This window comes from Pseudomonas sp. FW305-3-2-15-E-TSA4 (genome assembly GCF_058787295.1).
In genome coordinates, this window is the sequence record NZ_JBYSZP010000005.1 from 113,067 (window position 1) to 137,138 (window position 24,072).

The 24,072-nt window shown below is 62.2% G+C and carries 21 protein-coding genes; 14 read left to right on the forward strand and 7 right to left on the reverse strand.

Annotated elements, in window-relative coordinates:
• Positions 1-97: 97 nt before the first annotated feature.
• The 7 genes from AC3WMV_RS08405 to AC3WMV_RS08435 all read right to left on the reverse strand — a co-directional run bounded on the left by AC3WMV_RS08405 (position 98) and on the right by AC3WMV_RS08435 (position 7,539).
• Positions 98-682: a hypothetical protein gene (locus AC3WMV_RS08405; protein ID WP_103367659.1), complete on the reverse strand. Its 585-nt coding sequence runs from the start codon at positions 680-682 to the stop codon at positions 98-100.
• An 85-nt stretch (positions 683-767) separates the two neighbouring features.
• A complete protein-coding gene (locus AC3WMV_RS08410) occupies positions 768-950 on the reverse strand; it encodes a hypothetical protein (protein ID WP_027611616.1) in 183 nt (60 codons plus the stop codon).
• A gap of 11 nt (positions 951-961) precedes the next feature.
• A complete protein-coding gene (locus AC3WMV_RS08415; RefSeq protein WP_097088770.1) occupies positions 962-1,204 on the reverse strand; it encodes a hypothetical protein in 243 nt (80 codons plus the stop codon).
• A gap of 151 nt (positions 1,205-1,355) precedes the next feature.
• A complete protein-coding gene (locus AC3WMV_RS08420) occupies positions 1,356-2,426 on the reverse strand; it encodes a lipocalin-like domain-containing protein (protein WP_103367658.1) in 1,071 nt (356 codons plus the stop codon).
• Positions 2,416-4,887, reverse strand: a complete 2,472-nt coding sequence (locus tag AC3WMV_RS08425; RefSeq protein WP_103367657.1) for an FtsX-like permease family protein — start codon at positions 4,885-4,887, stop codon at positions 2,416-2,418. Before AC3WMV_RS08425 ends, AC3WMV_RS08420 begins: the two co-directional genes overlap by 11 nt.
• On the reverse strand, positions 4,884-5,537 hold the full coding sequence (locus tag AC3WMV_RS08430; RefSeq protein ID WP_027611612.1) for an ABC transporter ATP-binding protein: 654 nt from the start codon (positions 5,535-5,537) through the stop codon (positions 4,884-4,886). Before AC3WMV_RS08430 ends, AC3WMV_RS08425 begins: the two co-directional genes overlap by 4 nt.
• A gap of 304 nt (positions 5,538-5,841) precedes the next feature.
• Entirely contained in the window at positions 5,842-7,539 is a 1,698-nt protein-coding gene (locus AC3WMV_RS08435; protein WP_103367656.1) for a sulfatase-like hydrolase/transferase, read from the reverse strand.
• A 389-nt stretch (positions 7,540-7,928) separates the two neighbouring features.
• Here AC3WMV_RS08435 and AC3WMV_RS08440 point away from each other — a divergent pair, with 389 nt between their 5' ends.
• From AC3WMV_RS08440 to AC3WMV_RS08505, 14 genes are all read left to right on the forward strand, one after another.
• Complete coding sequence (locus AC3WMV_RS08440) at positions 7,929-9,281, forward strand: UDP-glucose dehydrogenase family protein (protein ID WP_103367655.1); 1,353 nt, start codon at positions 7,929-7,931, stop codon at positions 9,279-9,281.
• Positions 9,278-10,315, forward strand: coding sequence for an NAD-dependent epimerase (locus tag AC3WMV_RS08445; RefSeq protein WP_097088761.1), 1,038 nt, complete (start codon positions 9,278-9,280; stop codon positions 10,313-10,315). Before AC3WMV_RS08440 ends, AC3WMV_RS08445 begins: the two co-directional genes overlap by 4 nt.
• Positions 10,316-10,333: 18 nt before the next feature.
• On the forward strand, positions 10,334-11,080 hold the full coding sequence (locus tag AC3WMV_RS08450; protein ID WP_096796214.1) for a sugar transferase: 747 nt from the start codon (positions 10,334-10,336) through the stop codon (positions 11,078-11,080).
• Positions 11,080-11,727 (forward strand): CpsD/CapB family tyrosine-protein kinase, encoded by a 648-nt coding sequence (locus AC3WMV_RS08455; protein WP_007961335.1) that lies wholly within the window; start codon positions 11,080-11,082, stop codon positions 11,725-11,727. Before AC3WMV_RS08450 ends, AC3WMV_RS08455 begins: the two co-directional genes overlap by 1 nt.
• A 21-nt stretch (positions 11,728-11,748) precedes the next feature.
• Positions 11,749-12,774, forward strand: a complete 1,026-nt coding sequence (locus tag AC3WMV_RS08460; protein WP_103367654.1) for a polysaccharide biosynthesis/export family protein — start codon at positions 11,749-11,751, stop codon at positions 12,772-12,774.
• Positions 12,775-12,791: 17 nt separating this feature from the next.
• Complete coding sequence (locus tag AC3WMV_RS08465) at positions 12,792-14,384, forward strand: GumC family protein (protein WP_103367653.1); 1,593 nt, start codon at positions 12,792-12,794, stop codon at positions 14,382-14,384.
• Positions 14,381-15,472 carry a glycosyltransferase family 4 protein gene (locus AC3WMV_RS08470; protein WP_103367652.1) on the forward strand — a complete coding sequence of 364 codons (1,092 nt, stop codon included), beginning with the start codon at positions 14,381-14,383 and terminating at the stop codon, positions 15,470-15,472. The genes AC3WMV_RS08465 and AC3WMV_RS08470 overlap by 4 nt, the downstream gene beginning before the upstream one ends.
• On the forward strand, positions 15,469-16,839 hold the full coding sequence (locus AC3WMV_RS08475; RefSeq protein WP_103367651.1) for an O-antigen ligase family protein: 1,371 nt from the start codon (positions 15,469-15,471) through the stop codon (positions 16,837-16,839). Before AC3WMV_RS08470 ends, AC3WMV_RS08475 begins: the two co-directional genes overlap by 4 nt.
• On the forward strand, positions 16,836-17,804 hold the full coding sequence (locus tag AC3WMV_RS08480; protein ID WP_103367650.1) for a glycosyltransferase: 969 nt from the start codon (positions 16,836-16,838) through the stop codon (positions 17,802-17,804). Before AC3WMV_RS08475 ends, AC3WMV_RS08480 begins: the two co-directional genes overlap by 4 nt.
• Positions 17,797-18,933, forward strand: a complete 1,137-nt coding sequence (locus tag AC3WMV_RS08485) for a glycosyltransferase family 2 protein (RefSeq protein WP_103367649.1) — start codon at positions 17,797-17,799, stop codon at positions 18,931-18,933. Before AC3WMV_RS08480 ends, AC3WMV_RS08485 begins: the two co-directional genes overlap by 8 nt.
• Positions 18,934-18,946: 13 nt before the next feature.
• Positions 18,947-19,948, forward strand: a complete 1,002-nt coding sequence (locus AC3WMV_RS08490; protein WP_103367648.1) for a polysaccharide deacetylase family protein — start codon at positions 18,947-18,949, stop codon at positions 19,946-19,948.
• Entirely contained in the window at positions 19,945-21,249 is a 1,305-nt protein-coding gene (locus tag AC3WMV_RS08495; protein WP_027611601.1) for a lipopolysaccharide biosynthesis protein, read from the forward strand. Before AC3WMV_RS08490 ends, AC3WMV_RS08495 begins: the two co-directional genes overlap by 4 nt.
• Positions 21,246-23,165, forward strand: a complete 1,920-nt coding sequence (locus AC3WMV_RS08500; protein ID WP_103367647.1) for a hypothetical protein — start codon at positions 21,246-21,248, stop codon at positions 23,163-23,165. The genes AC3WMV_RS08495 and AC3WMV_RS08500 overlap by 4 nt, the downstream gene beginning before the upstream one ends.
• Before the next feature lie 215 nt (positions 23,166-23,380).
• Entirely contained in the window at positions 23,381-24,070 is a 690-nt protein-coding gene (locus AC3WMV_RS08505) for a GNAT family N-acetyltransferase (RefSeq protein ID WP_103367646.1), read from the forward strand.
• Positions 24,071-24,072 lie beyond the last annotated feature (2 nt).

Genomic DNA, 24,072 nt, shown 5'->3' on the forward strand with positions numbered 1-24,072 from the left:
CCTTTCGTGAAACTTTCAAAGCACAGCTCAGCTCATTTCAGATGATTGTTCTCATACAATAATTTGTACAAGAACAATCATCTTGTAGAGTTAATACTCAGCTTTCATGCTGACTGGTCACTTTTAATACATCGGTATAAGTGACAACTACGCTCTGCCCGACTTTCAGATCTTTCAGCTTGGCCTGAATTTCAGGCTTTTTGACGTCGAGGATTTTCGACTGACCTTGAGGGTTTTCCAGGGTCACCTGATTATTCTTCAAATCAATTTTGGTGATTTTCAGTTGCACCTGAATCTGGCGATAAGCCTCGCCGCCCGGGTTTTCGCTGCCCGGCGCCTTGCGCAGCTCGCCGCTACGCTCGACGGTGCCAGGCAGACCTTTATCTACATCGGTATCGAGGTAAGCCGCCACCGAGCGTTGTACTTCGACTTTTACCAGATCGCCGACCTGAAGATTGGCGAGGTTTTTCGCCTTGTCGCTGAGCTGAACGTGAACCTGACGACCTTCGGCGCCTTCCAGCACCACCTGATGGTTGGCTGCATCGACGGCCAGCACTTTGGTGGTGACCTGATCGGCCTCGACGGTGGCGGACAGCGGAATATCGGCCGCCATTACGCCGAAGCTGGTGGCGGACAGAACGGTTGCGAGGGTGATGGCCTTGGCCAGAGCGTGGAGCTTCATAAGCGGTACTTTCCCTGTAATGAATGGCAGCAACCGGCGCCAACGTGTGTTTGGCGCCGAATGTGCCACTGAGCATAGACGCTGTTCAGGGCTTGGCTTTCGTTTCTGCCGCGGCGGTCTCCTGCGCGGTGGACTCGCCACTGGTGGTGCCCTTGCCGCTGTCCTCGCGCTGTTTGGGGTCGGTCGGGCGCAGGGCGTCGTTGTCGCGCTCGGTTTCTCCCGGTGGCCGGGGTTCGTCGGGGTGTTCGCTGGGGGATACGGGTTTCATGGTGGTTCTCCTCAGGCGTCAGGGTCATCCAGTTCATTAGTAACGTTCACGGCAGGCGAATCCTTGTGCAGGTCATCGGCCTTGGCGCGCAGGATCTGCCACTGCTCCAGATCGATCGCGCCCTGGCCGAGCAGGTCGTCGGCGATGCGTTGCAGGTCGAAATAGTGAGCGTCGGGGGATTGCTGCCAGTAGGTCTGATCGTCGAACAGGCGCTGCCAGGTGGTGAGGTCTGGGGGTTGCAGGTCGTCGCTCATGGGCGGGCTCCTCGCCGGGGTCTCGGAAATGGGCCGGGATTGTTAGGTAGAGGGTGGTAGACGGGGCGGAGTTCCGGGCAATTGCTCTGTGGGTGACTGTACCGGCGCCTTCGCGAGCAAGCCCGCTCCCACAGGGGTTTGTGTACGAAACTCAGTACCCGGTCATTTCCAGATAGCCGCGCCCGCCGTGGCTGCCGCTGATTCGCACCGGCCCTTCCCAGTAAGGGATGCGCAGGTTCATCCAGGCATTGGGATTGAGTGCGTCGAGGCTGATGTCGAGGTGTTTGTCGGGAATGCTGATCGACCAGCGCACCGGCATCTGGCGGCCGGCAACTTTTGCGGTGTCCTTGGGTGTGAGTCTGATCTGCGCGCCGTGCAGGGTTTCGGTACGGCCGTCGGCGTTGATCCAGGTGCCGGTCAGATACGGCGCGCCGTCGGTTTGCCGGGTGCGAAACAGCATCAGCGACTCACCACTGTCCAGGTGCAGGGAAAACCAGTCCCAGCCGGTCTGATTCGCTGCCAGCGGCTGACTGCTCCATTCACGATCCAGCCACGCCGGGCCGCTGACGGTGTAGGTCTGGCCGTCAATTTGCAGGGTGCCGCTGGCCTGAAAAAACGGCTGACTGTAGTAGTAAGAGGCCTGGCCCTGTTCGGATTTTCGGCTGAAACCGTTGTCACCTTGCAACACCAGTGGACGACTGGAGGTGAGGTGCAGTTGATAGCTGAAAGCTTTGTCGCTGGCACTGAGTTGCAGATCGGTCAGCGGATCCTGCGCCTGACTGGCGAAGCGCCAATCATCGATCCACGCCTCGAACGGCGCGACGTTCACCCCGGCCTGCCCCACTCCGCCTCGGGCATAGCGCTCGGCGGCATGGTGCGCGGTGGCCGACGTCACCGCGGCATGCCCGAGCCAGATCGTCTGATTGCCCCAGCCCGGCTGCTCTGCCGCAGGCTTTAACGCACTGCGAAACAGAGTCCATTGCACACCGAAATCGTGACCCTGCCGGTCCTTGAGATTGGCGGTGACGTACCACCACTCGATACGAAAACCGTCATGCGCGCCGTGATCCGCCGGAAAGCTGAATACCCGCCCCGGCACCACAGCGGTGAACTGCGCAGCCTGATCGCCAAGCCCGGCGAAGCCCTTCTGCTCAGGCACAGGCTGATCGCAACCGGCCAACAGCAGCAGCGCGAACAGCAGCGCAACCCGGTTAATCCTCATGAGCAAACGTCCTCAGCAGATCCGCCGGTTGTGTGCGGTACAACGAATACAGCGGCCACGCCGAGGCCAACAGCGTCGCCAGCAACGCCAGCCCGAGCAACTGCAGCAGTTGCAGCGGAAAAATCCGCAACGGCAGACGCCAGCCGAATGCCTGCACATTGATCACCGCGTCCAGACACCACGCCAACGCGATCCCCAACGGCAACGCCAGCACCAGCGTCAACACCGCCAGCAGCCACGTCTGGCCAAGGTTGAGCAGCATCAACTGGCGGCGCGTCACGCCCAAGGCCCACAGCGGCGCCAGTTGCCCGAGGCGGCTCTGGCTCTGAGTCAGCAGGCTGATGAACAGCGCCACACCGGCCACCGCCAGGGTCAGGCTGTTGAGCGCGGCGGTGGCGGCGAAGGTGCGCTCGAAAACCTGCACCGACCAACCCTTGAGTCGCGCCTGATCGACGATGCGGCTGTCATCAAGCTGAAAGCGCGTTTGCAGTGCGCGCAAAAACGGCGGGATGTCCGGCGGCGCGATGCGCAAGTTGAAACGGTTCGGTGTCAATGATGGCCACAGCCGCAGCAGATGATTGCTGTTGACCAGCACGTGCCCCTTGGGATTGCCGTAGTCGGCGTAGATCCCGACGATCCGCGGTGACCACGCCCCGCCCGGTGTCGGCACGTTCAAATGATTCCCCACCCGCACCTTCAGCCGTCGTGCCAGTTGTTCGCTGAGCATCACTGAATCGTCGTTCGCCAGATGCGCCCACGGATCTCCGGCAATCGCCTCGAGCAACGGCCAGTGCTGCCGGTAATAAGGATGATCGATCACCCCGAAGACATCCGCCGGCCAGCCTTGCAGGGTGACCGCGACTTGCCAGTTGGGCAGCACCGCGCTGACGTTCGGCTGTTGCTTGAGCCAGGCGTACATCTCGCGCGATTGCGCCGGATTGACCGGGTTGAGGTACAGCTCGGCACTGAGGCGTTGTTCGAGCCAGTCGTCGAAGGTCTGGCGAAAACCGGCGGTCATGCTGCCGGCGCCGATGTTGGCCGACAGCGCCAGCAGCAACGCCATCAGCGCCAGACTGAGTGCCGGCAGTTGCTGGCGGCAATCGGCGAGAAACCACTGACCGAGCACCGAACGACTGCGCCCGAGCAAAGGAGTAAGCACTGCGCTGAGCACCACCGGCAACGCCAGCGCGGCGCCGAGCAGCAACCCGGCCATCAACACAAAACCACTGCTCAGGCTGTCGCCGAACAGCAGCGCCAGCAATGCGATCACGCCCAATAGCGCCGCCAGCCACCCCTGACGGCGCAACCAGCGCGCATGCTGCTGATGCCACGCCTGCGGATCCGCCACCGCCAACAGCGGCAAGCGTGCCGCCCGCAACAGACTGTTGGCGCCGGCCAGCAACGCGCCGAGCAGGCTCAAGCCTATACCGCTGAACCACCACCACGGGCTCAAGCGCAACTGCCCCGCCACTTCCGCGCCGTACAGACCGCGCAGGCTGGCGGCGACATCCGGCAGCAACACGCTCGCCAGCCAGTAACCGCTGATGACCCCGAACACCCCGCCAGCCAACGCCAGCACACCGAGCTCGACGACCAGACAGCCGATCAACATCCGCGCACTGACCCCGCAGGCGCGCAACGTGCGCAGCAGACCACGACGCTGTTCCAGCGCCAGACCGATGGCCGCGTGCACGATGAACAGTCCGACCAGAAACGAGAGAAAGCCCAAGGCATCGAGGTTGAGGTGAAAGCTCTCGGTCAGACGCGAAAGATTGTTTTCCTCGGCGCTGCTTTTGAGCTGCAGTCGACCGTTGAACGCGGCCGGCAGCTCGGCGTGAAAATCCTTGGGCAGTAACAAGCGCGACAGTTGCCCGGGCTGTTCGAGCACGGTTTGCGCGACGCCGATGTCCACCAGCAACACGCCAGGCGCCATGTCCTTTTGCGCGTGCAGCGGCGGCAGCGTCTGGCCGCTGGCGGTTTGCGGCGTGGCGCCTTCGGTCAGGCCCAAGGAGTGCAGGGTTTCCGGGGAAATCCAGGTGCTGCCCGGCGGTGAGAAGAACGCGACGATGCGCTCGATCGGCATCGCCTGCCCGGCCACCGCAGCGTCCATCGGCAGCGACACCGGTTCGATGCCCATCAGTTGCAGGCGCTGGTCTTGGTGATCCTTGAGCAGCAGCCGTCCCTGCAGCAGCGGCGACACCGGCCAGCCTGCGCGGCGCAGATCGATGAACCACTGCTGGGTGAAGGTCGCACCGCTCGGTGTGGCCAGACTGGCCTGGGGTTCGCCACCAATCATCTGACTGGCCCGGGCGTAACTGTCGCGGGCCTGACTGTTCAGTGCCTCGACCCCGGTCAGCAAACTGGTGGCCAGCCACAGCCCGGTCAGCACACTGAAGAACTGCACCGGATGCCGCCGCCAGTGGCTGAGCAGCGCACGCAGGGTTTGCCAGAACACGTTCACGTCAGACGGCCATTGGACAACACCACCCGTTGCGCCAGCCGCGCTGCAACCCGCGGGCTGTGCGTGACCATCAACAGCGTGGTCGGCGTGTCATCCAGCAACTCGAGCAACAGGCGCAGCACTTCGTCGCTGGTGGCTTCGTCGAGGCTGCCGGTGGGTTCGTCGGCCAGCAGCAGTTTCGGCCGCGACGCCAAGGCCCGGGCCAGCGCCACCCGCTGCTGCTGACCGCCGGAAAGTTGTTCGGGATAACGCTTGAGCAAATCGCCCAGCCCCAGACGCTGCACCAGATGCGCTTGCCAGCGCGGTTCATGGCGCCCGGCCAGGCGCGCCTGGAACGCCAGATTGTCCTCGACCCGCAGGCTGCCGATCAGGTTGAACTGCTGGAACACCAGACCGATTTCCGTACGGCGCCAGTCGGCCAGTTGCGCTTCGTTCATCTGCTCCAGCCGATGCTCGCCGCTGTGGATGCTGCCGCGATCAACCTTGTCGAGGCCGGCGATCAGGTGCAGCAAGGTGCTTTTGCCGCTGCCGGATTCGCCCATCAGCGCCAGACTGCTGCCGGCTTCGAGCGTCAGGTCGACGCCTTGCAGCACCGGGAGCGGACCTTGGGGGGTGAGGTAACTTTTGAACACGCCTTGAACCTGAAGCATGCCGCCATCCGTTGGGTCAATGTGGGGCAAGGATAGCGGATAGCGGCCTGATTGGATCAGTGGTGTTCGTACTGGTCTCATCGCTGGCAAGCCAGCTCCCACAGAGATTGAGGTTGCTCACAAATACTGGACTCACCATCAAACACCGTAGGAAATATCTTCAGATCAGCGGTGTTTGAACTGGCCCCATCGCTGGCAAGCCAGCTCCCACAGGGATTGAGGTTGTCCACAAATACTGAGTACACCCTGAAACACTGTGGGAGCTGGCTTGCCAGCGATGAGGCCAGTGAAACCGGCACAAATCTCAATCCCCGGTCGCCACACTGGTCGCCGCCGCACCCGGTGTGACGATGGTCTTCAGATCAATGTGCTTCCACTCAGGCTTGGCCCCCAGCCGCGCATTGAAGCGGTAGTTGAAGGTGAAGTCGTCCGCCGTCGGCAGCGTCAACGGTTTGCCGTACAGCGCCTCGACTCCCGCCAGGTCATAACCCATCACCTGCAGCAGCGTCGGAAAAATGTTGTAGTGGCTCGAGCGGTCCTTGTTCGCCGGCAACGCTTGCGCCCAGTCCGGCCCGTGCAGTTGATCGCCCTGAATCACCACCAGTGGCACCAGCCCTTCTTCCTCCACCGGATCGCCGCCGCAGTGGGTATTGAGCCCGGGGTTGCCGCGTTCATGCAGGTCCTGACCGTGATCGGAGGTGTAGATCAGCAGCGCATTGTGCAAATTGGCCTGGGCAAATACCCGGGCGAAGAACTCGCCGACATTCCACAGCACGGTGTTCTTGTAGGCGTTGCGGTACAGCACCCAGTCATCCGGCTGGCCGTTGAAACCGTCGCGTTTGCCGGTGTCGGCGACTTCGGTGAATTGCCCGCGCGGCAAGGTCGGACGGTAGGCCATGAAGGCGTCGGGGTATTTGTCGTGCACCGGGAAATGCGCGCCGACCTTGTTGATCACCACCAGCTCCGGCTGATCATCGTTGAGCAATTCGATCAGCTTGGCGGCGGCAGCCATGTCGCGGTCACGCACGCTGGTCTGGTCAAACTGGACGAATTCATCGATGTCTTTTTTCTCGGTGTCGGTCATCAGGTTCTGCAGATTGCCGGCAGTGCGCTGAGCGTCGATGTACACCGTGCGCAACCCGGCCTTTTTCGCGTACTGCCAGATCGACGGCAGCGTGCTGTTGATGCGCATGTAGTCGGCGCGGGTGCCGCCGTAGCGCAACGTGACGTTGGTGTCGGCGCTGCAATTGGCGATGGATGCGGCGTAGCCGTAGTTGAAAATGTCGACGCCCGGATGCGCCTGATTCAGGTTGCTGTGCACTCCGAACGGCGCGTTGATGTCCAGGTAATTGCCGGAAATGCTTTCGTCGATGATCAGCACGATGTCGTGATTGATCGCCACTGCGTTGCGCGCCAGCGTCACCGGCTCGCGCGGGCCGACCGTGTTGTGCAGCGCTTCATAAGCGAACAGGTTCAGATAGGCCAGCGGCGTGTACATGATCGGCAAACCGCGCGCGCCCTCGCCCGCCCGCAGGAACAACACCGCGCTCAACAGCAGCACACCACACACCGGCGCCGCCACACGCAACGTGTTGGGCACCACCAGTGCATGGCGCGGTTTCAGACCGATGCCAAACAGCAACAGCAGACCACTGAGCGCGCCATGAATGATCGCGTCGCGATACTGGTAGGCGGCCTCCTGAATGAAGCCGCCGGAGTACACCAGCGAGACAAAACTGCTGTAGCTCAGGTAATCCGCGGTGACCCGGGTATAGACATCGAAAAACACCGCCGAGACAAACAGTGTTATTGCGAATAAGTGGCGAATGAGAGCCTGACGAATATAAGCCGTTAGATATAACGCTAAAGTAAGCGCCAAAAACATCGCGCCAAAAAGAAGTACAGCAAAACCGACGCCGATAGCATTTAACCGATCAACGTAATATTCGGAATAAAGCAGCAAATAAACAATTAAAAGTACTTCTTTGGCATATCTGAACATGGCGATACCGCTCGTGCAAAACGGCAGGGAGTCAAAGGTTTGTCGGTCAGAACCTGACACTAGCACCCAGCCATCAAAGCGCAAGAATTGACTGTTTTCTTTAGAAAGCGTCAAAAAACCGGTGACTCAAATCTGACACACACCAAACGCTAGAAGCCTTTAAATTAAAGACTTACAACCGTTTATCGCTTATTTTAAATCTGAACAAATCTGCAAAAAAACAACAAATCCAATCGCAGCAATGACTTGATGGCCAATCGCCAAAAAGCGCTCAAGTGTTATACAGGTGCAACATGTCATTTTGCTGACACGCTTTCCAAACCCTGCGCTATACCCCTTTTACAGTCTTCTTCCGAACTTCTTCTTTTCGCTCTATCGAGGGTGCGCAGATGGACGTGAGCGTATTTGGCACCGGCTATGTCGGATTAATTCAAGCCGCCGCACTTGCAGATGTAGGGCATCGGGTTTTATGTGTCGATATTGACCCCAACAAGATCAAGCAACTGCAACAAGCTGTGCCACCTATTAGTGAGCCTGGTCTTTCCAGCACCCTCGAAGAAAACATCAAGGCCGGCCGCTTGCTCTTTAGCACTCAGGCCAGCGACGCGGTGGAGCATGCCGAGCTGATTTTCATCGCCGTGGGCACGCCGGCCGATGAAGACGGTTCCGCCGACCTGACCCATGTGCTGAACGTGGCTCGGGAGATCGCCTCGCACATGGAGGCCGATCGCACCCTGATCATCAAGTCCACGGTGCCGGTCGGCACGGCTGACCAGGTCGCCGCCAAAGCCAGCGAAGAGTTGCTCCGTCGCGGCAAAAGTGCCCTCAAGGTCCGCGTGGTGTCCAACCCCGAATTCCTCAAGGAAGGCAGCGCCCTCGCCGATTGCATGCGCCCGGACCGGATCATCGTCGGCACCCGCGATGACGAAGCCCGCGAGCAGATGAGCGAGCTGTACGCGCCGTTCTGCCGTAACCACGAAAAACTGATGTTCATGGACAACCGCAGCGCCGAGCTGACCAAGTACGCGGCCAACGCGATGCTCGCCACGCGCATCAGCTTCATGAACGAACTGGCCAACCTCACCGAACTGCTCGGCGCCGACATCGAAGCGGTGCGCAAAGGCATCGGCTCCGACCCGCGCATCGGTTACCACTTCATTTACCCCGGTTGCGGCTTCGGCGGTTCATGCTTCCCCAAGGATCTGCGCGCCCTGCTGCACACCGCCGAACACAACGGCATGCCGCTGAAATTGCTGCGCAGCGTCACCGACGTCAACGACAGCCAGCGGCACATCCTCTTCGGCAAACTCAAGGCGCAGTTTCCGCAGGGTCTGGCCGGCAAGTCGATTGCGATTTGGGGCCTGGCGTTCAAACCCAATACCGATGACATGCGCGAAGCCCCCAGCCGCTACCTGATGGACGCGCTGTGGGCCGAAGGCGCCAGCGTGCAGGCCTACGATCCGGAAGCCATGTCCGAATGCCGGCGCCTGTACGGCTATCGCAACGACCTGCACCTGTGCGCCACCCGCGACGACACCCTGGAAGATGCCGATGCGCTGGTGATCTGCACCGAGTGGAAGAATTTTCTCGTAGTGGATTTCGAGCTGCTGGCGAGCAAGCTGCGCTCGAAAGTGATTGTCGACGGTCGCAACCTCTTCAACCCGGAACACGTGGCCGCCGCCGGTCTGCATTACAGCGGCATCGGCCTGCGCCACATCGCTCCGGAAGGACTGCGCCCATGAAAATCCTGGTCACCGGCGCAGCCGGCTTCATTGGCGCCCATTGCGTGTTGCGGCTGATGCGCGACGGGCATGCGGTGGTCGGCCTGGATAACTTCAACGGCTATTACGACCCGCAGCTGAAACACGATCGGGTGCAATGGGTGCGCGATCAGGTCGGGCATTTCCCGCTGGCGCGGATCGATCTGGCCGATGCCGCCGCGATTGAAGCGCTGTTTGTCCGCGAGCAACCGCAAGTGGTGATCCACCTCGCGGCGCAGGCCGGGGTGCGCTACTCGCTGGAAAATCCGAAGGCCTACCTCGACAGTAACCTCTGCGGTTTCCTGAATATTCTCGAAGGCTGCCGGCACCATCCGGTGGAGCACTTGATCTACGCCTCGTCGAGCTCGGTGTATGGCGCCAACCAGCACACGCCGTACTCGGTGCATGACGGGGTGAATCATCCGCTGTCGCTGTACGCCGCGACCAAAAAAGCCAACGAGCTGATGGCCCACAGTTACAGCCATCTGTTCGGCATTCCCAGCACCGGCCTGCGCTTTTTCACCGTTTACGGGCCATGGGGTCGGCCGGACATGTCGCCCATTCAGTTTGCCCGGGCGATCACCGAAGGCACACCGCTGAAGCTGTTCAACTACGGCGAGCACCAGCGCGATTTCACTTATATAGACGACATCGTCGAAAGCATCGCGCGCCTCACCGACCATCCGCCGCACAGCCACCCGGAGTGGGATCGTGAACATCCCGACGCGGGCAGCAGCATGGCGCCGTGGTGCCTGTTCAACATCGGCGGCCACCACCCGGTGGAGCTGAAAACCTATCTGGCGCTGATGGAAAAACACCTCGGCCAGAAAGCCATTGTCGAGCTCTTGCCCCTGCAACCGGGCGATGTGCTCAACACCTGTGCCGAGACCGATGATCTGGCCCAGGCCACCGGGTTCCAGCCCCGGATCGAGCTGGATGAAGGACTGGGGCGTTTCATCGCCTGGTTTCGCGACTACTACCCCACTGCCTATCGCCCACGCGCCGCTCGCGGCTGAACATCAGCGGAGGACCCCATGACTGGACATGAACAAGGTGTACCGATCAATCAGATGCGCCGCGACAAGCGCATGGATCCCGAGCACCGAATGCGCCTCGATAGCGCCATCCACCGGCAGGGCCGTGGCTGGCTGACCGGCCGCGACGGCGGCCGGCCATGGACGCTGTCACGCACCAACCGGGTATTGGCCTGCTTCGGTGCGCTGCTGATTCTGGTGGTGTTTTCGCCGCTGCTGCTGGGCCTGGCGCTGGCCATCAAATTCACCAGCCCGGGCCCGGTGATGTTCGTGCAGAAACGCACCGGTTATCGCGGCCGCACCTTCGGCATGTACAAGTTCCGCACCATGGTCTGCAACGCCGAAGAACTGAAGGAATCGCTGCGCCACCTCAACAAGCACGGGGTCGACGCCATCGATTTCAAGATCGACAAGGATCCACGCATCACCGGCATCGGCGGTTTCCTGCGGCGTACCAGCCTCGATGAACTGCCCAACCTGTTCAACGTGGTCAGCGGTGACATGCGCCTGGTCGGCCCGCGGCCGACCTCGTTCAACGCCTACCGCTACAAGGACAACCACCTTGCGCGCCTGAGCATCTACCCCGGCATGACCGGCCTGTGGCAGATCTCCGGGCGCAGCAACATCGACTTCGACCAGCGCGTTGAGTTGGACCTCAGCTATATCGCCGAGCAGAGCCTCCTGCTTGATCTGAAGATCTTGTTGAAAACCCCCTTCAAAGTATTCAGCGGCCACGGAGCAAGCTAATGGACGGTTCAACCAACAAAAGCCTGAGCATTGCCAACCCCAGCGAATCGAACCTGATTTCGACCGTGCTGGATCTGGATCTGCGGATCCTGTTCCTGACCGCCGCCAACCCCGGCGCAGGCACCACCACCAGTGCCCTCGCATTGGCCAGCCAACTGGCGCAGATGAGCAGCGGCCAGGTGTTGCTGGTCGATGCCAGCCAGTCGGCAGGCAACCTCACGCAGCAATTGAACCTGGGCAAGGAGCGCGGCCTGCGCGACCTGCTGTTCAACCCGGACAACCCGCCACTGTTGCAGGACTGCGTGGTGCAGGTTTCCAGCCTGCCTTTCCATGTGCTGCCCAACGGCCGGCCGATCCGCACTCTGGAACACCTGACCGCCGAGCGCCTGAGCCCGCTGCTCGACCGACTTGGCACCCAGTACCGCTTCGTGGTGATCGACGGTGACGCGGTGTATTCCGCCGCCGACACGCTGGTGCTCGCCACTCAGGTCGATGGCGTGGTGTTCGTGGTGCGCGCCGAAGACACCCGCTGGGAAGTCGCCCAGGCCGCCGTGCAACGCCTGACCCAGGCCGGCGCGAAGGTGGTCGGCAGCGTGTTCAACCGGCGCAAGTACTACATGCCCAAGTGGCTCTACAAAAACCTGTAAGCAAACGCGAGGGATGACGCCATGAACGCCAAGATACTGGTTCTGCTGATGCTGCCGCTTGCAGGCTGCTCGAGCAATTCCGAAACCCAGAACATGCCGGTGAACATTCTCACCGCCACCCCGGCCAACGCCCAGGCCACCGACATGCCGAAGATCGAGCAGACCTTGCGCCCGCAAGACGTGCTGGATGTGATCTTCCACATCAGCACCAGCGGCTCGGACGCCTACCGCGTGCAGTCGGGTGACCAGATCGGCCTGAACTTCACCGCCGCCAGCCAGCTCAATGGCAACCAGTTGGTGCTGCCCGACGGCACCATCAACCTGCCCGGCGCCAACACCTCGGTGAAAATCGCCGGCCTGACCGCCGATGAGGCGCGCGATGAAATCCAGCGTGCCTACCAGCGCAAACAGCTGTTCCAGCCCAACCGCAATCAGTTGACGGTGCAGGTCATCAGCCCGCTGACCAATGAGCAGAACCTGAAAAGCGCACTGAATCACCCGGCCACCGGCATGAGCCGCGAGATCACCGTGGGCAATGACGGTTATGCGAGTTTTCCGGAAATCGGCGCGGTGCCGCTGCAAGGCATGACCATCAACCAACTGGAAACTTTCCTCAACCAGAAGTACGCGCAATTGCCGGGGCGGATGAGCGTCGATGTGATGCTCAAGTCCACCGCCGGCAATGAGATCTACGTACTCGGCGAAGTCGGCCAACCGGGTTCCTACCCGATCCGCCGTCCGGTCTCGGTGCTTGAAGCGCTGACCCTGGCGCGCGGCACCAACGTCAAGGCGCGGCTCGACTCGGTGGTGATCATGCGCCGCAACGGCAACCAGGTGCAGGCCGTGCACTACGACGTGGAAAAAGCCCTGTCGGGCGATGCGTCGCAGATCGCCTACCTGCAACCGGACGACATGCTGTTCGTGCCGAAAACCAAACTGGCGAGTGCCGGTGAGCTGGCTCGGCAACTGGCGGACGTGGTGCTGTTCCAGGGCGTGGGCTTCAGCTTCGGCTACCGCGTCGACAACAAAGACAGTAACAACAACTGACTCTCAGGTGACCGATCATGAATCCAAAGGAAAACTACCTGCATGAGTTCTTCAGGATCTTCTTCGCCAACAAGCAATTGGTGAAACGGGTCTTCCTGATCTTTGCAGTCATCGCGTTGCTGCTGCCGTTGGTGCTCAAACAGAGCTTCGATATCACCGCCCAGGTGATCGTGCAGTCGAAAAAACTCTCCCAGGGTGACGCCACCACGTCACTGACGGTCGATAACGCCACCTTCATTCCGCCGTCGCTGGCGGACATGGAAACCGAAAGCAACATCCTGCGGTCCCCGGCGCTGATCCGCCAGACCATCAGCGAGCTGCGCGACAAGGGCGAGTACAACCCGCCGGTGGGCGTGTTCGCCAAACTGGTGAGCGAACCGTTCCGCCGCTATGTCACGTCGCCGCTGCGGCAGTACCTGATCAACCCGCTGCGCAACATGCTCGGGCTGCAAACCGATCCGGTGCGTGACACCGTGCTCGACGGCCTGACGCAAGATGCGATCAACAGCCTGAAGATCGAGACCCTGCCCGGCTCCAACGTGATCTCGATCGTCTACAGCTTCCCCGATCCGCATCAGGGCACGACGTTCGTCGCCACTCTGCTGCAGAACTATCTGGGCAGCCGTCAGGCGCTGCAATCGATCGACTTGCCGCAATCCTTCTACGAAACCAAGAAGCACCTGTATCAGGTGCGTCTCGACGGGCTGGAAGGTAATCGGCAGACGCTGCTGGAAAGTGTTGCTTCGTCCGATCCGAAGGAAGAAATCACCTTCCGCCTGAACGCGATCAACACCGAAGAGCAAGCCCTGAACCTGTACCAGGATCGTCTGCTACAGAGCCAGCGCTGGCTCGAATACCTGAAAACCGCGCTGACGGCCGCCAGCAGCAACAAGCTCAACGACTACACCTTCCCCTTCACCTTCACCACCACCGTCGATAACGTGGCGTTCGAGGATCGGGAAATCAAACAGTTGGGCGAGCAACTGACCACCCAGGTCAGCCGCTACATGAATGACCTCGCGGTGTTCCAGCCCGGCAGCGAGCCGATGCTGCTGACCCGCGAACAGATCGCCCGCACCCGCCAGCAGTTCCTCAAAGTGGTGAGCAACCGCATTCAGGAGCGCACCAACGATCTGGCCGTGGTGCAACAGGTGATCAATCAGAAAACCGCGCGCATCGCCGAGTTCAAGAACCGCATCCACACCTTGCAGCAGACCCAGAGCAAGCTGCGGCAGATGGACACGGAAATCGACGCGCTGCACACGGCGTTCTCGACCTACGCGCAACGCTTTGCCGAAAGCAGCACCGCCGGTTCGCTCAACGACGACCTGTCGAACGCCAAGGTGCTCAGCCCGCCGTTCGAGCCGACCGAGCCGGCGTTCCCCAAACCGCTGCTGATCATTCCGTTCGGGCTGTTCACCGGTCTGCTGCTGGCGATTGCCCTGGTCTATGTGCGTGAGTTCTTCGATCACCGTTTCAAACACCCGGCGCAAATCACCCACGAACTGGGCCTGCCGGTGTTGCTGGTGATCAACGACGAAAACGTGCTGCCGAGCAATCCGCACAAGAACTGGACCGTGCCAAGCTTCGTGCACTGGGTGCGCAATTGAACACGCTGTCCACCCCGAACGCCGCGCTGCCGATCATTCATTTGCTCAGCAGCGGCGGCTTCTATGGGGCCGAGCGCATGCTGCTCGATCACTGCCTGGCGACACCGGGGCAGCACCAGGTGCTGTTTCTCGATGCGCCGCCGGCGTTGATCGCGCGCTTTCGCGAGGCCGGGGTGGACTGCCGTGGTTGCGCCGGGCTGGGTGAGCTATTGCGCCACCTGCGGGCCCGGCGCAGCGAACGGCCGCTGATCAATACGCACAACTTCAAGGGGCTGTTGTTCGGTTGGGCCGGCGCGACGCTGTTGCGTCTGCCGCTGGTCATCACCCAACACGGCTTCACCCCGCGCAGCCGCAAGCAGAAGTTCTACACCTGGCTGAGTCTGCAGTTGTGCCGCACCGCGTCGGTGGATCGGGTGGTGTGCGTGGCCGAGAGCATTGCCGTGCTGCATCGTCAGGCCAGCGTGCAGGCGGAAAAACTGCAGGTGATCCCCAACGGATTGCCCGCCGCCGACGCGCTGGTCAGCACCGTTGACCGCCAGCGCTGGCTGGCCGGTTACGTCGGGCGCCTGAGCAGCGAGAAAGGCCCGGACCTGTTTCTCGATGCGCTGATTCCGCTGTGTCACCAGCATCCGCAACTGGACGCGGTGATGCTCGGCGACGGCCCGGAACGTGAAGCACTGCAGGCGCGGATCGACGCCGCCGGATTGACCCAACGAATTCGTCTGCCCGGCTACCAGACTGCCATGCAACCGTGGTGGCAGCGCCTGGATGCGCTGGTGATCAGCTCGCGCACCGAAGGCACGCCGATGATTCTGCTGGAAGCGATGCAGGCCGGCGTGCCGGTGGTGGCGTTCGCCGTCGGCGGCATTCCCGATGTGCTCGAGCACCGGCATAACGGTCTGCTGGCGACACCCGCCGACAGCGCCGACCTCGCCCGTCAGCTCGACAACCTGTTGAGCGAGCCGAAGCTGGCCCGGCATTTGTGCGACAACGCAAAGCGTACGCAACAGGATCGCTACGACCTCAAGGCCCTGGCCGAACGCTGGTCGCAGCTGTACATCCGCACGGCACGGGAGGCACGCGCATGATTTTCCCGCTCTCGATCGTCACGCTGCTCGGTCTGGTATGCATCGGACTGCTCGCCAGCCCTTATCCGTTTCTCGCACCCGGCGCGGTCATTGGCCTGGTGGGGTTCACAGTGTTGTATCGCAAGCCGGCCTGGGGCCTGCTGGGCATTGCCGCACTGGTGCCGTTCGAAGGTTTCTTCAAGGACAGCGCATTGTCCGGGAGCAAACTGATCGGCGCCTCGCTGGCGGTGATCCTGATGCTGCAACTGGCCATGCACCAGATTCCGTCCGAGCGCCTGCGCAGCAATATCTGGCGGTTTCTGCTGTGGTTCCTGGTGCTGTATTTCCTCAGCCTGTTCAACACCGATGATCTGGGCATGTCGCTGGGGCATCTGCGTGAACTGAGCGTCGGGCTGATCCTGTTTGTCATCACCCTGCTGATCGGCCGCGAACTGAATCTCGACTTGTTCGCCCGCCTGGTGACCCTGAGTGTCAGCGCCACCTGTGCCATGGCGATGTTTTCAGTCAAATTCCAGGATCAGGGCCGCGCTGCCGGTCTGCTTGAAGACCCCAACGCCTTCGCCCTGCTGATCGCCTTCGCCATTCCGTTGGCGCTGCTGCTGGTGATTCGTGGGCCGAATCTGTTGCACCGCTTGTTCTGGGGCGCTTGCTGCCTGCTGCTGCTGGGCGGCATGACCAAGACCGAGTCGCGCTCGGGGCTGGTGGTGGTGGCCTTGAGTCTGCTGATCGGCTGCTGGCACTACCGCGCGCAACTGACCCGCATTCGCCCACGGCACCTGGGGTTCGCCATGCTCGGCGCAGCCATCGTGATTCCGCTGGCGATCTACGCCATGCCCGCCGGTTACCTCGCACGCATTCAGTCCCTGAGCGTGTTGAGCGCCGGCGCCAAGGGCCACGACGACGAATCCCTCGGCCGCCGCGCCTCGTACATCGTGGTCGGCGGGCAGATGATCCGCGAGAACCCGCTGCTCGGCTCCGGTCCCGGCACCTTCCCGCTGCACTACGCGACCACCGGCTACGCCAAAGCGTTTTCCGCCAACCGCAAGATCGGCGATCTGTACCGCCGTGCCCACAACACTTATCTGGAAATTTTCAGTGAACTGGGGATTCCCGCCGGCCTGCTGTTTGTCGGCATGCTCGGCCTCGGTCTGTACAACCTGATCCGCGCCCGCGCCGCGTGGATGCTGCGACGCGACTGGCAACAGGCGGACCTGATGACACACCTCGGGGTGAGCTTCCTGTCGCTGACCCTGTTCCTGATGTTCCTCAGTGCGCCGAACCAGAAATACCTGTGGATCATGCTCGCGCTGACCAGCGTCCTGCGCCTCAAGGCCGAGCAAGCGCCACTGACCGAGGCCAGAACATGAGCCGGATCAGCATCATCATCCCGATGTACAACGAGGCCCGGCACATCGGCCGCACGCTGCTGGCAGCGCAAAAAGCCGCACATGCGGCCGATGTCGACTGCGAGTTGATTGTGGTCGACAACGGTTCGAGCGACGACGGCCCGCACATCGCCCGCCAGTTCGGTGCACAGGTGCTGGTGCTGCCGGGCCTGCTGATCGGTGCGCTGCGCAATCGCGGTGCCCTGCTGGCAAGCGGCGAGTGGATCGCGTTTATCGATGCCGACGTCGAGATGCCCGAAGACTGGCTCAAGCCCTTGTTCGAGCTGCAAGCCGAGGGTCAGGCCGATGTGTTCGGTCTCGACCTGCACACCCCCGCCACTGCGCCGTGGTACGCCGCCGCCTGGCAACGGCGCACGCTGCGCCCGTCGAGTCAGGCATCACACCCGGTGGACTGGCTGCCCAGCTCCAACCTGCTGATGCGCCGGTGCTGGTTCGACAAGGTTGGCGGCTTCAACGAACACCTGCGCACCGGCGAGGACAAGGAGTTCACCCTGCGCCTGCACGAACAAGGCGCGCGGCTGCTGTCGGTGAACAGCAGCGTGGCCCTGCATTGGGGCTATGAGATGAACTGGCGCGAGTGGATGGGCAAGGAAATGTGGCGTCAGGGCAGTCATCTGCAACTGCTGCGTACTCACGGTTTCAGCCTGCGTCTGTTGCGCTTTCCGCTGCTGTCGATTGCGGTGTGGATCCTCGACTTTCTGGCGATTTCAGCGTTGCTCGACGGCTTCCCGCATCACGCCGCGTTCATGGTCGCGTTGACCCTCCTGCCGGGGCTGGTGCTAAGCGTGCGGCAGAGTATCAAACACCACGACATCGGCCTGACCGTGCAACTGTGGGGCCTGCACTGGGTGCGTCTGCACCTGGCGGGCGCCGCGTTCATTCTCAGTCTGTGTCATTGGAACGCCAGGAGGCCTGCCCGTGGCTGAATTCATTTTCTGGATGTGCCTGTTGCTGCCGGTGTATGCCTACCTTGGCTACCCGCTTCTGCTGACTGTGCTGGCGCCGCTGTTCCCGGCCTGGCGCCACAGCCCGGCGCCGCCGCTGAACATCAGCATCGTGATTGCCGCGCACAATGAGGCGCGGCACATCGAGCACAAGTTGCGCACGCTGCTGGCGCAGGACTATCAGCCGGCCACGCTGCAGATCATTCTCGCCAGCGATGGCTCGACCGACGACACCGTGGCCCGCGCGCACAAAGTGGTTGATTCGCGCATCACTGTCCTCGATCTGCCGCGCCAGGGCAAAGCCGCGACGCTGAATGCCGGCGTAGCCCTGGCGACTGGCGATATTCTGGTGTTCACCGACGCCGACAACCAATGGTCGCGGGAAACCCTCGGCTACCTGCTCGCCCCACTCAGCGACCCCAACGTCGGGGCCTGCGCCGGGCACATGGTGATTCCGGTGACCGGCGGCGGCCTCAGCGTCGGCGACAGCCTGTACCGGCATTACGAAGGCTGGCTGCGTCGGGTGGAGAATCGCACCGGCTGCATGGTCTCGGCCGACGGCGCCCTGCTCGCCCTGCGCCGCGAGCTGTTCCAGAGCGTGCCGGCGGAGGTCAACGACGACTTCTTTCTCAGCACCTGTGCACCGGTGGCCTTCAAGCGCATTGTGTACGTGCCCGAGGCGCAAGTGATCGACCACGGTGTCGACGAAGCGGACAAACAGTTCCGCCGCCGTCAACGCGTCACCGTCGGTGGCCTGCAAAGCCTCGCCCAGCGCAGTGAGCTGCTCAACCCGCTCAAACATGGCCTGTATTCGCTGGCGCTGATCAGCCACAAACTGATCCGGCGCCTGGCACCGATCCTCCTGCTGCCGCTGCTGCTGAGCAACTTCTGGCTGTGGGATGACCACGGTTTCTATCGACTGGCCCTGATCGCCCAACTGTTCGGCTACGCCATTGCGCTGGCCGGACTGCTGGATTCGCAACATCGCTTGCCCAAACCGTTTCGTCTGGCCGCGTTCCTGCTGGTCACCCTCGCCGGGATGAGTCTCGGCCTGTGGCAGTTCCTGCGCGGCCACCGATATGCCCAGTGGAACCCTGAACAGAACCGTTGAGAGGACCGAAGCCATGGCGATCAAACAACTGATAAAACGCACCAGTGGCTGGCTTTACCTCAACTCGCCCGTGGGACGAAACCAGTTGCACGGCGCCGGGGTGATCCTGATGCTGCACCGGGTGCTGGCCAACGACCGCGCCGCCGACTTGCCGCACCGCAATGAGCTGTGTGTCGGGCCCAAGGCGTTCGAACACCTGCTGGTGTGGCTGCGCCGGCACTTCGATTGCGTGCCGCTGATGGACATCCTCACGCCCACCGCACTGCGCAGCGAACGCCCAAGGGTGGCGCTGACCTTCGACGATGGCTGGCGCGACAACGCGGTCAATGCGTTCCCATTGCTGCAAAAACATCAGGTGCCAGCGAGCATTTTTCTCTCCACCGATTTCATCGGCAGCCGTCAGCGCTTCTGGTGGGAAAGCCTCGGCGAAACCCTGTGGGGCAGCCACGGCGAAAAGGCCCGCATGCACTTGATCGAATGCCTGCACGTAATCCACCACCCGGTGCCGGTGCTGGTGGATGACATCGACGTTGATCGCCGCAGCCTGTCGCTGCTGCATTACCTGCAAAGCCTGAAAAACCTTGAACCGGCGATGCTCGAACGCCTGACCGACGAATGCCCGCCCGAAGCGCAGCCGCAAGCGCTGGACTGGCATCAGGTACGGGCGCTGGAAGCCTCGGGGCTGGTGCGCTTCGGCCCGCACGGCGCCAGCCACGCGATCCTCACTGAACTGGACGATGTGCGCCTGAGCGAAGAAATCAGCCGCAGCCGCGACGCCTTGTACAACGGCTGCAACCGACCGCTGCCGGTGTACTGCTACCCCAACGGCAACAACGACGAGCGGGTGCGCAAGCAGATTGCCGAACACGCTTACCCGTTCGCCCTGGGCACCGGCACCGGCATCTATCGCGGCGAAGGCGATCCACTGAACCTGCCACGTTTCGGCGTCAGCCAGCGTACTGCGCGCAATCCTGAGCTGCTGTCGTGGCGCATCTTTCGTGGCAACCGCCCATGAGCCGCAGCCACTATCTCAAACACTTGGCGCTGAGCATGGGCACCAAACTGGCGATGATCGCCCTGCGCCTGCTGCGCAACGTGTTACTGGCGCGGATCCTCGGGCCGAGTGAGCGCGGGTTGTTCGCGCTGCTCAGCACCTTGCCCGACCTGATCAGCGCCGCCACCAGTGGCGGGTTGAATTCGGCCGTCGGTTATCAAGCCGCCAAGCAACGGCCGATGGGCCTGCTGCTGAGTCAGGTGCTGGTGTTCGGGTGCTTGCTCGCGGGTCTGCTGACCCTGCTGGTGGTAGCGCTGGTGCGTGAGTTCGGCAGTGAGCTGGATGTGACTGTGCAGCTTGGTCTGCTGGCGTGGCTGTTGCTGCTGGCGGTGCCGCTGACCGTGCTGAAAAGCGGCCTGCTGACTCTGCACAACGCCTCCGGGGGCGTGGTTGCGTTCAACGCCTTGCGCCTGACCGAATCACTGGCGCCGTTGCTGCTGTTTCTCGCGCTGTTCTGGATGTGGAAAAGCGCGGCGCTGGAAGCCGCGTTGATCAGTTGGCTGGCCGGGATCAGCCTGGTAGTGCTGGCCGGTTGGGTCTGGCTGAAACGGGCGCAACCGCTGCAGTTGCAGTGGGATCGCGCCAGCCAGAACGAACTGCTGCGCTACAGCGCCCGCAGCCATCCGGACCTGCTGTTCCAGCAAGTGATTCTGCGCTCGGATTACCTGTTCATCGGCGCCCTGCTCGGCAGCACCGCGCTGGGTCATTACGCGATGGCCAGCGCCGCCGCCGAACTGCTGCTGATCGTCCCGGAAGCGGTGACCACGCCGCTGATGAAACGCCTGTTGCAACAGGACGAAGGCATGGACAAGGTCACTCCGCTGGCCCTGCGCCTGACCGCCACGGTGATGCTCGGCGCGTGCCTGAGCATGGCCGTGATCGGCAACTGGCTGATCGTCACCCTGTTCGGCATCGCCTACCAACCGGCGTATCCGGCGCTGCTCGCCTTGCTGCCGGGGCTGCTCGGCCTGTGCTACGCGAGCATCCTGCGTCTGGACCTGCTGGGGAAAAACCGCCCCGGCACGGTGTCGCTGCTGATGGGCCTCGGCGCCCTGCTCAATCTGGCGCTGAACCTGGTGTTGATTCCGGCCTACGGCATCGTTGGCGCAGCGGCGGCTTCATCGATTGCCTATCTGGCGGTGACGGTGGCGATGCTGGTGTTGTACTGCCGTCTGAGCGGCGTGGCGTTCTGGCAAACCCTGATCATCCTGCCCAGCGACATCGCGCCGATGTGGCAGATGTTGCAACGGAAGGCCGCATGAAAGGCCTGGTCCTGCTGCTCGGTCTCGGCCTGTCGCTGGACGCCTTTGCCGCGTCGATGCGCTGGGGCGAGATCCGCGACGGCAGCCTGTATCTGCAAACCGACCGCCCGGACAGCGTGACCGTGCGCTGGACCCCGGCGTGGCAGGCCGATGCCAACGAAGAGCATCTGTACCTGCTCGACGGTCAGGGCAAATTGCAGGGCGAGCGCTTGATCAAAGCCAGCGAAACCCGTGGCACCCAGAGCTGGGCGTTGCTGCCGGGTGCCGCCAGTTATCGCCTGGAAATTCCCGGCTACAGCTTCCGCAATTACCGGGTCGAACACGACGACCGAACCGTAGCGCTGTTCGAGCCGGCCAAGGTGCATTTCAGCGCCCAGACGCAGAATGGCGACGAGCTGTATTTCAAGGTCGCGCCGGGGGAACACGCGGTGCTCGCCGGCAAGTTCCATGGCGGGGTCAATGCGTTGCAGGCGCAGCGGGTAGGCGAAGATCAGTCACTGACGCTGACACTGAAACCCTATCGCGCCTATTGGCAGTTCGATCAACTGGCGTTGCCGGTCAGCGAGCGCGAACAGGTCTGGCGCCTGCGCCTGCAAGGCAGCGGCAAAGCAGCATTCTGGCTCGACGGCACGGCCAATCGGTTTGCGCAGACTGCGCAGCAACTCAAACCCGTGCGCGAAGAGACCGGCCAGATCCACCTGACCCTGCACGACAAAATCCTCGGGCGCACGCCGGATCTGGGCATCGCTCTGCCCTACGTGATGCCACCCGCCAGTAGTCACGCGGTGCTGGATGCGCTGAAAGCGACCGCCGCCAGCTACTACAGTTTTGTCGATGTCACGGCGAAGAATCCGCACTTCGAAGACGCGTTCCGCCAGGCTTATCAGGAGCGCTTCGGCATCCGTCAGGACATCACCCTGCTCGCCGGCAGCCAGCGTCAGGCCGATCTGCGCGCCGACGTGCAAAGCAATGGCGGCCTCGATGCATGGCTGGCCGGCACGCGCGCGCTCGGCGGCAAGGGCACGCACTACATCGGTTTTGCTGATGAGCCGAACCTCAACTATTCGAGCTTCGAGCAATACCGGGCGATTTTCGCCAGCATGGCCAGGCAAGTGCGCAGCGATCCGGCGAATGCCCGGGCCGGGGTGCGCATCGCCATGCCGGCCAGCTCACGACTGGTCAACGGGCCATTCGCCGATAACGCGGCAGACAAGCGCGGCATCGACTGGGCGCGGCGCCTGCTCGGTGAATCCGCCGAACAGATCGACGCACTGGCGTGGCACGAATGGATGATCCGCGACCTGCTCGCCACCCGGGTCTACCGCGACAGCGTGCGCCGCGCCGCCGAACTGGTCGGCCTCGACGCCCACGGTCAGCCGCGCAAGGCCTTGCTGCTGGATCAGACCAATATGTCCAGTGGTTCCAGCCTCAGCCCCTACGATCAGGAGACGCACTACGCCTCGCTGTGGTGGGCGTCGGTGGTGATCAACGCTTCGCAGGACGGTTTGCTGACGATGCTCAACTGGTTTCAGGCCGCCGATGAACCGCAGTATCCCAAGGGCATGATCCGGGTTTTGGGCGATGAGCGTTTTGAGCTGAAACCGGTGGGTCTGGCCCAGCAGTTCATCGCGCAGCACTGGCTGCATCAGGTGCTGTGGCTGGAGAACGATGGTTTTGAAGTCGATGTGCTGGCGATGGCCGGCGACGAGCAGCGGGGCCTGCTCGGTGTGAACAAAGGCACGCGTTTGCAACGTGTTGACCTGAGTGGCGCCAAGTGCCCGCTGAACAACGGTGCGTTGCGTTACTTCGGCACGGACAACCGCAGCCGCGACGCGCCGTTTGCCTGCCGCGATGGACGCGTCAGCTTCGACTTGCCGGGGGAAACCCTGTTCGCCCTGAGCTGGAGCGCGTCATGAAGCCAATTCCGAATATCAGAAAAGGTAAAGCGAACAAAGATTTGTGGGTAGGGAGTTTTTGTGGCGAGGGGATTTATCCCCGATCGGCTGCGCAGCAGTCGTCGCTTTTAGCCTGTAAATGCGGGGCCGCTTCGCAGCCCATCGGGGATAAATCCCCTCGCCACAGAGCCCCTCGCCACAGTTGTTCGCCCTGCCGGAACGCCGGAGTACAGAACATGGGTACCGTCAGCAAACTCAGCCAGCACATCAAACAAAAAGGCCTGCGCGCCACCCTCGCCAAGGCGTGGAAGCACTACGTGTTTTTTCATCAGGAATTGCTGTGGATGGAGCGCGATCTGGTCAGTCCGGTGCCACCGCACAGCCTCAAACCGTATCCGCCGCTGCGGGTGGTGAAGATCACCGCCGACAACGCCAGCGCCTTTGCCCGCTACTTCGGCGACCGCGTCGGGACCATGGCCGAGCTGGCCAACGAAGGCCACACCGGGCACATGCACCTGGACGATCAGGGCGATGCCGTGGCGTTCATCTGGGGCAGCGCACGGGACTACTTCGACCGGCATTACTACGGCTGCCTGTTCCCGGTGAAACCCGGCGAGTTCTTCGAATTCGGCGGCGAGCTGACCCGTGCCTACTGGGGCACCGAACTCTCGGTGGACCTGCAACTGGAACTGTGGAAAGCCATGGCCGCCCAGGGCTGCGACAAGGTGGTGGACGTCTGCGAGTTCCACAACGTCCCGGCGCTGAAACTGCACTTGCGCATGGGTTACACCGAGCAAGGCCGGATCATGAATGTCTACACCCTGTTCGGTCGCTGGCGCTTCTACCGCGAAACCCGCTACAGCGGTTCGCGACTGGATGCGCTGCGCAAACCGTCCCGTCCACCTGTCACAGCCACGGCGGTCTGAGC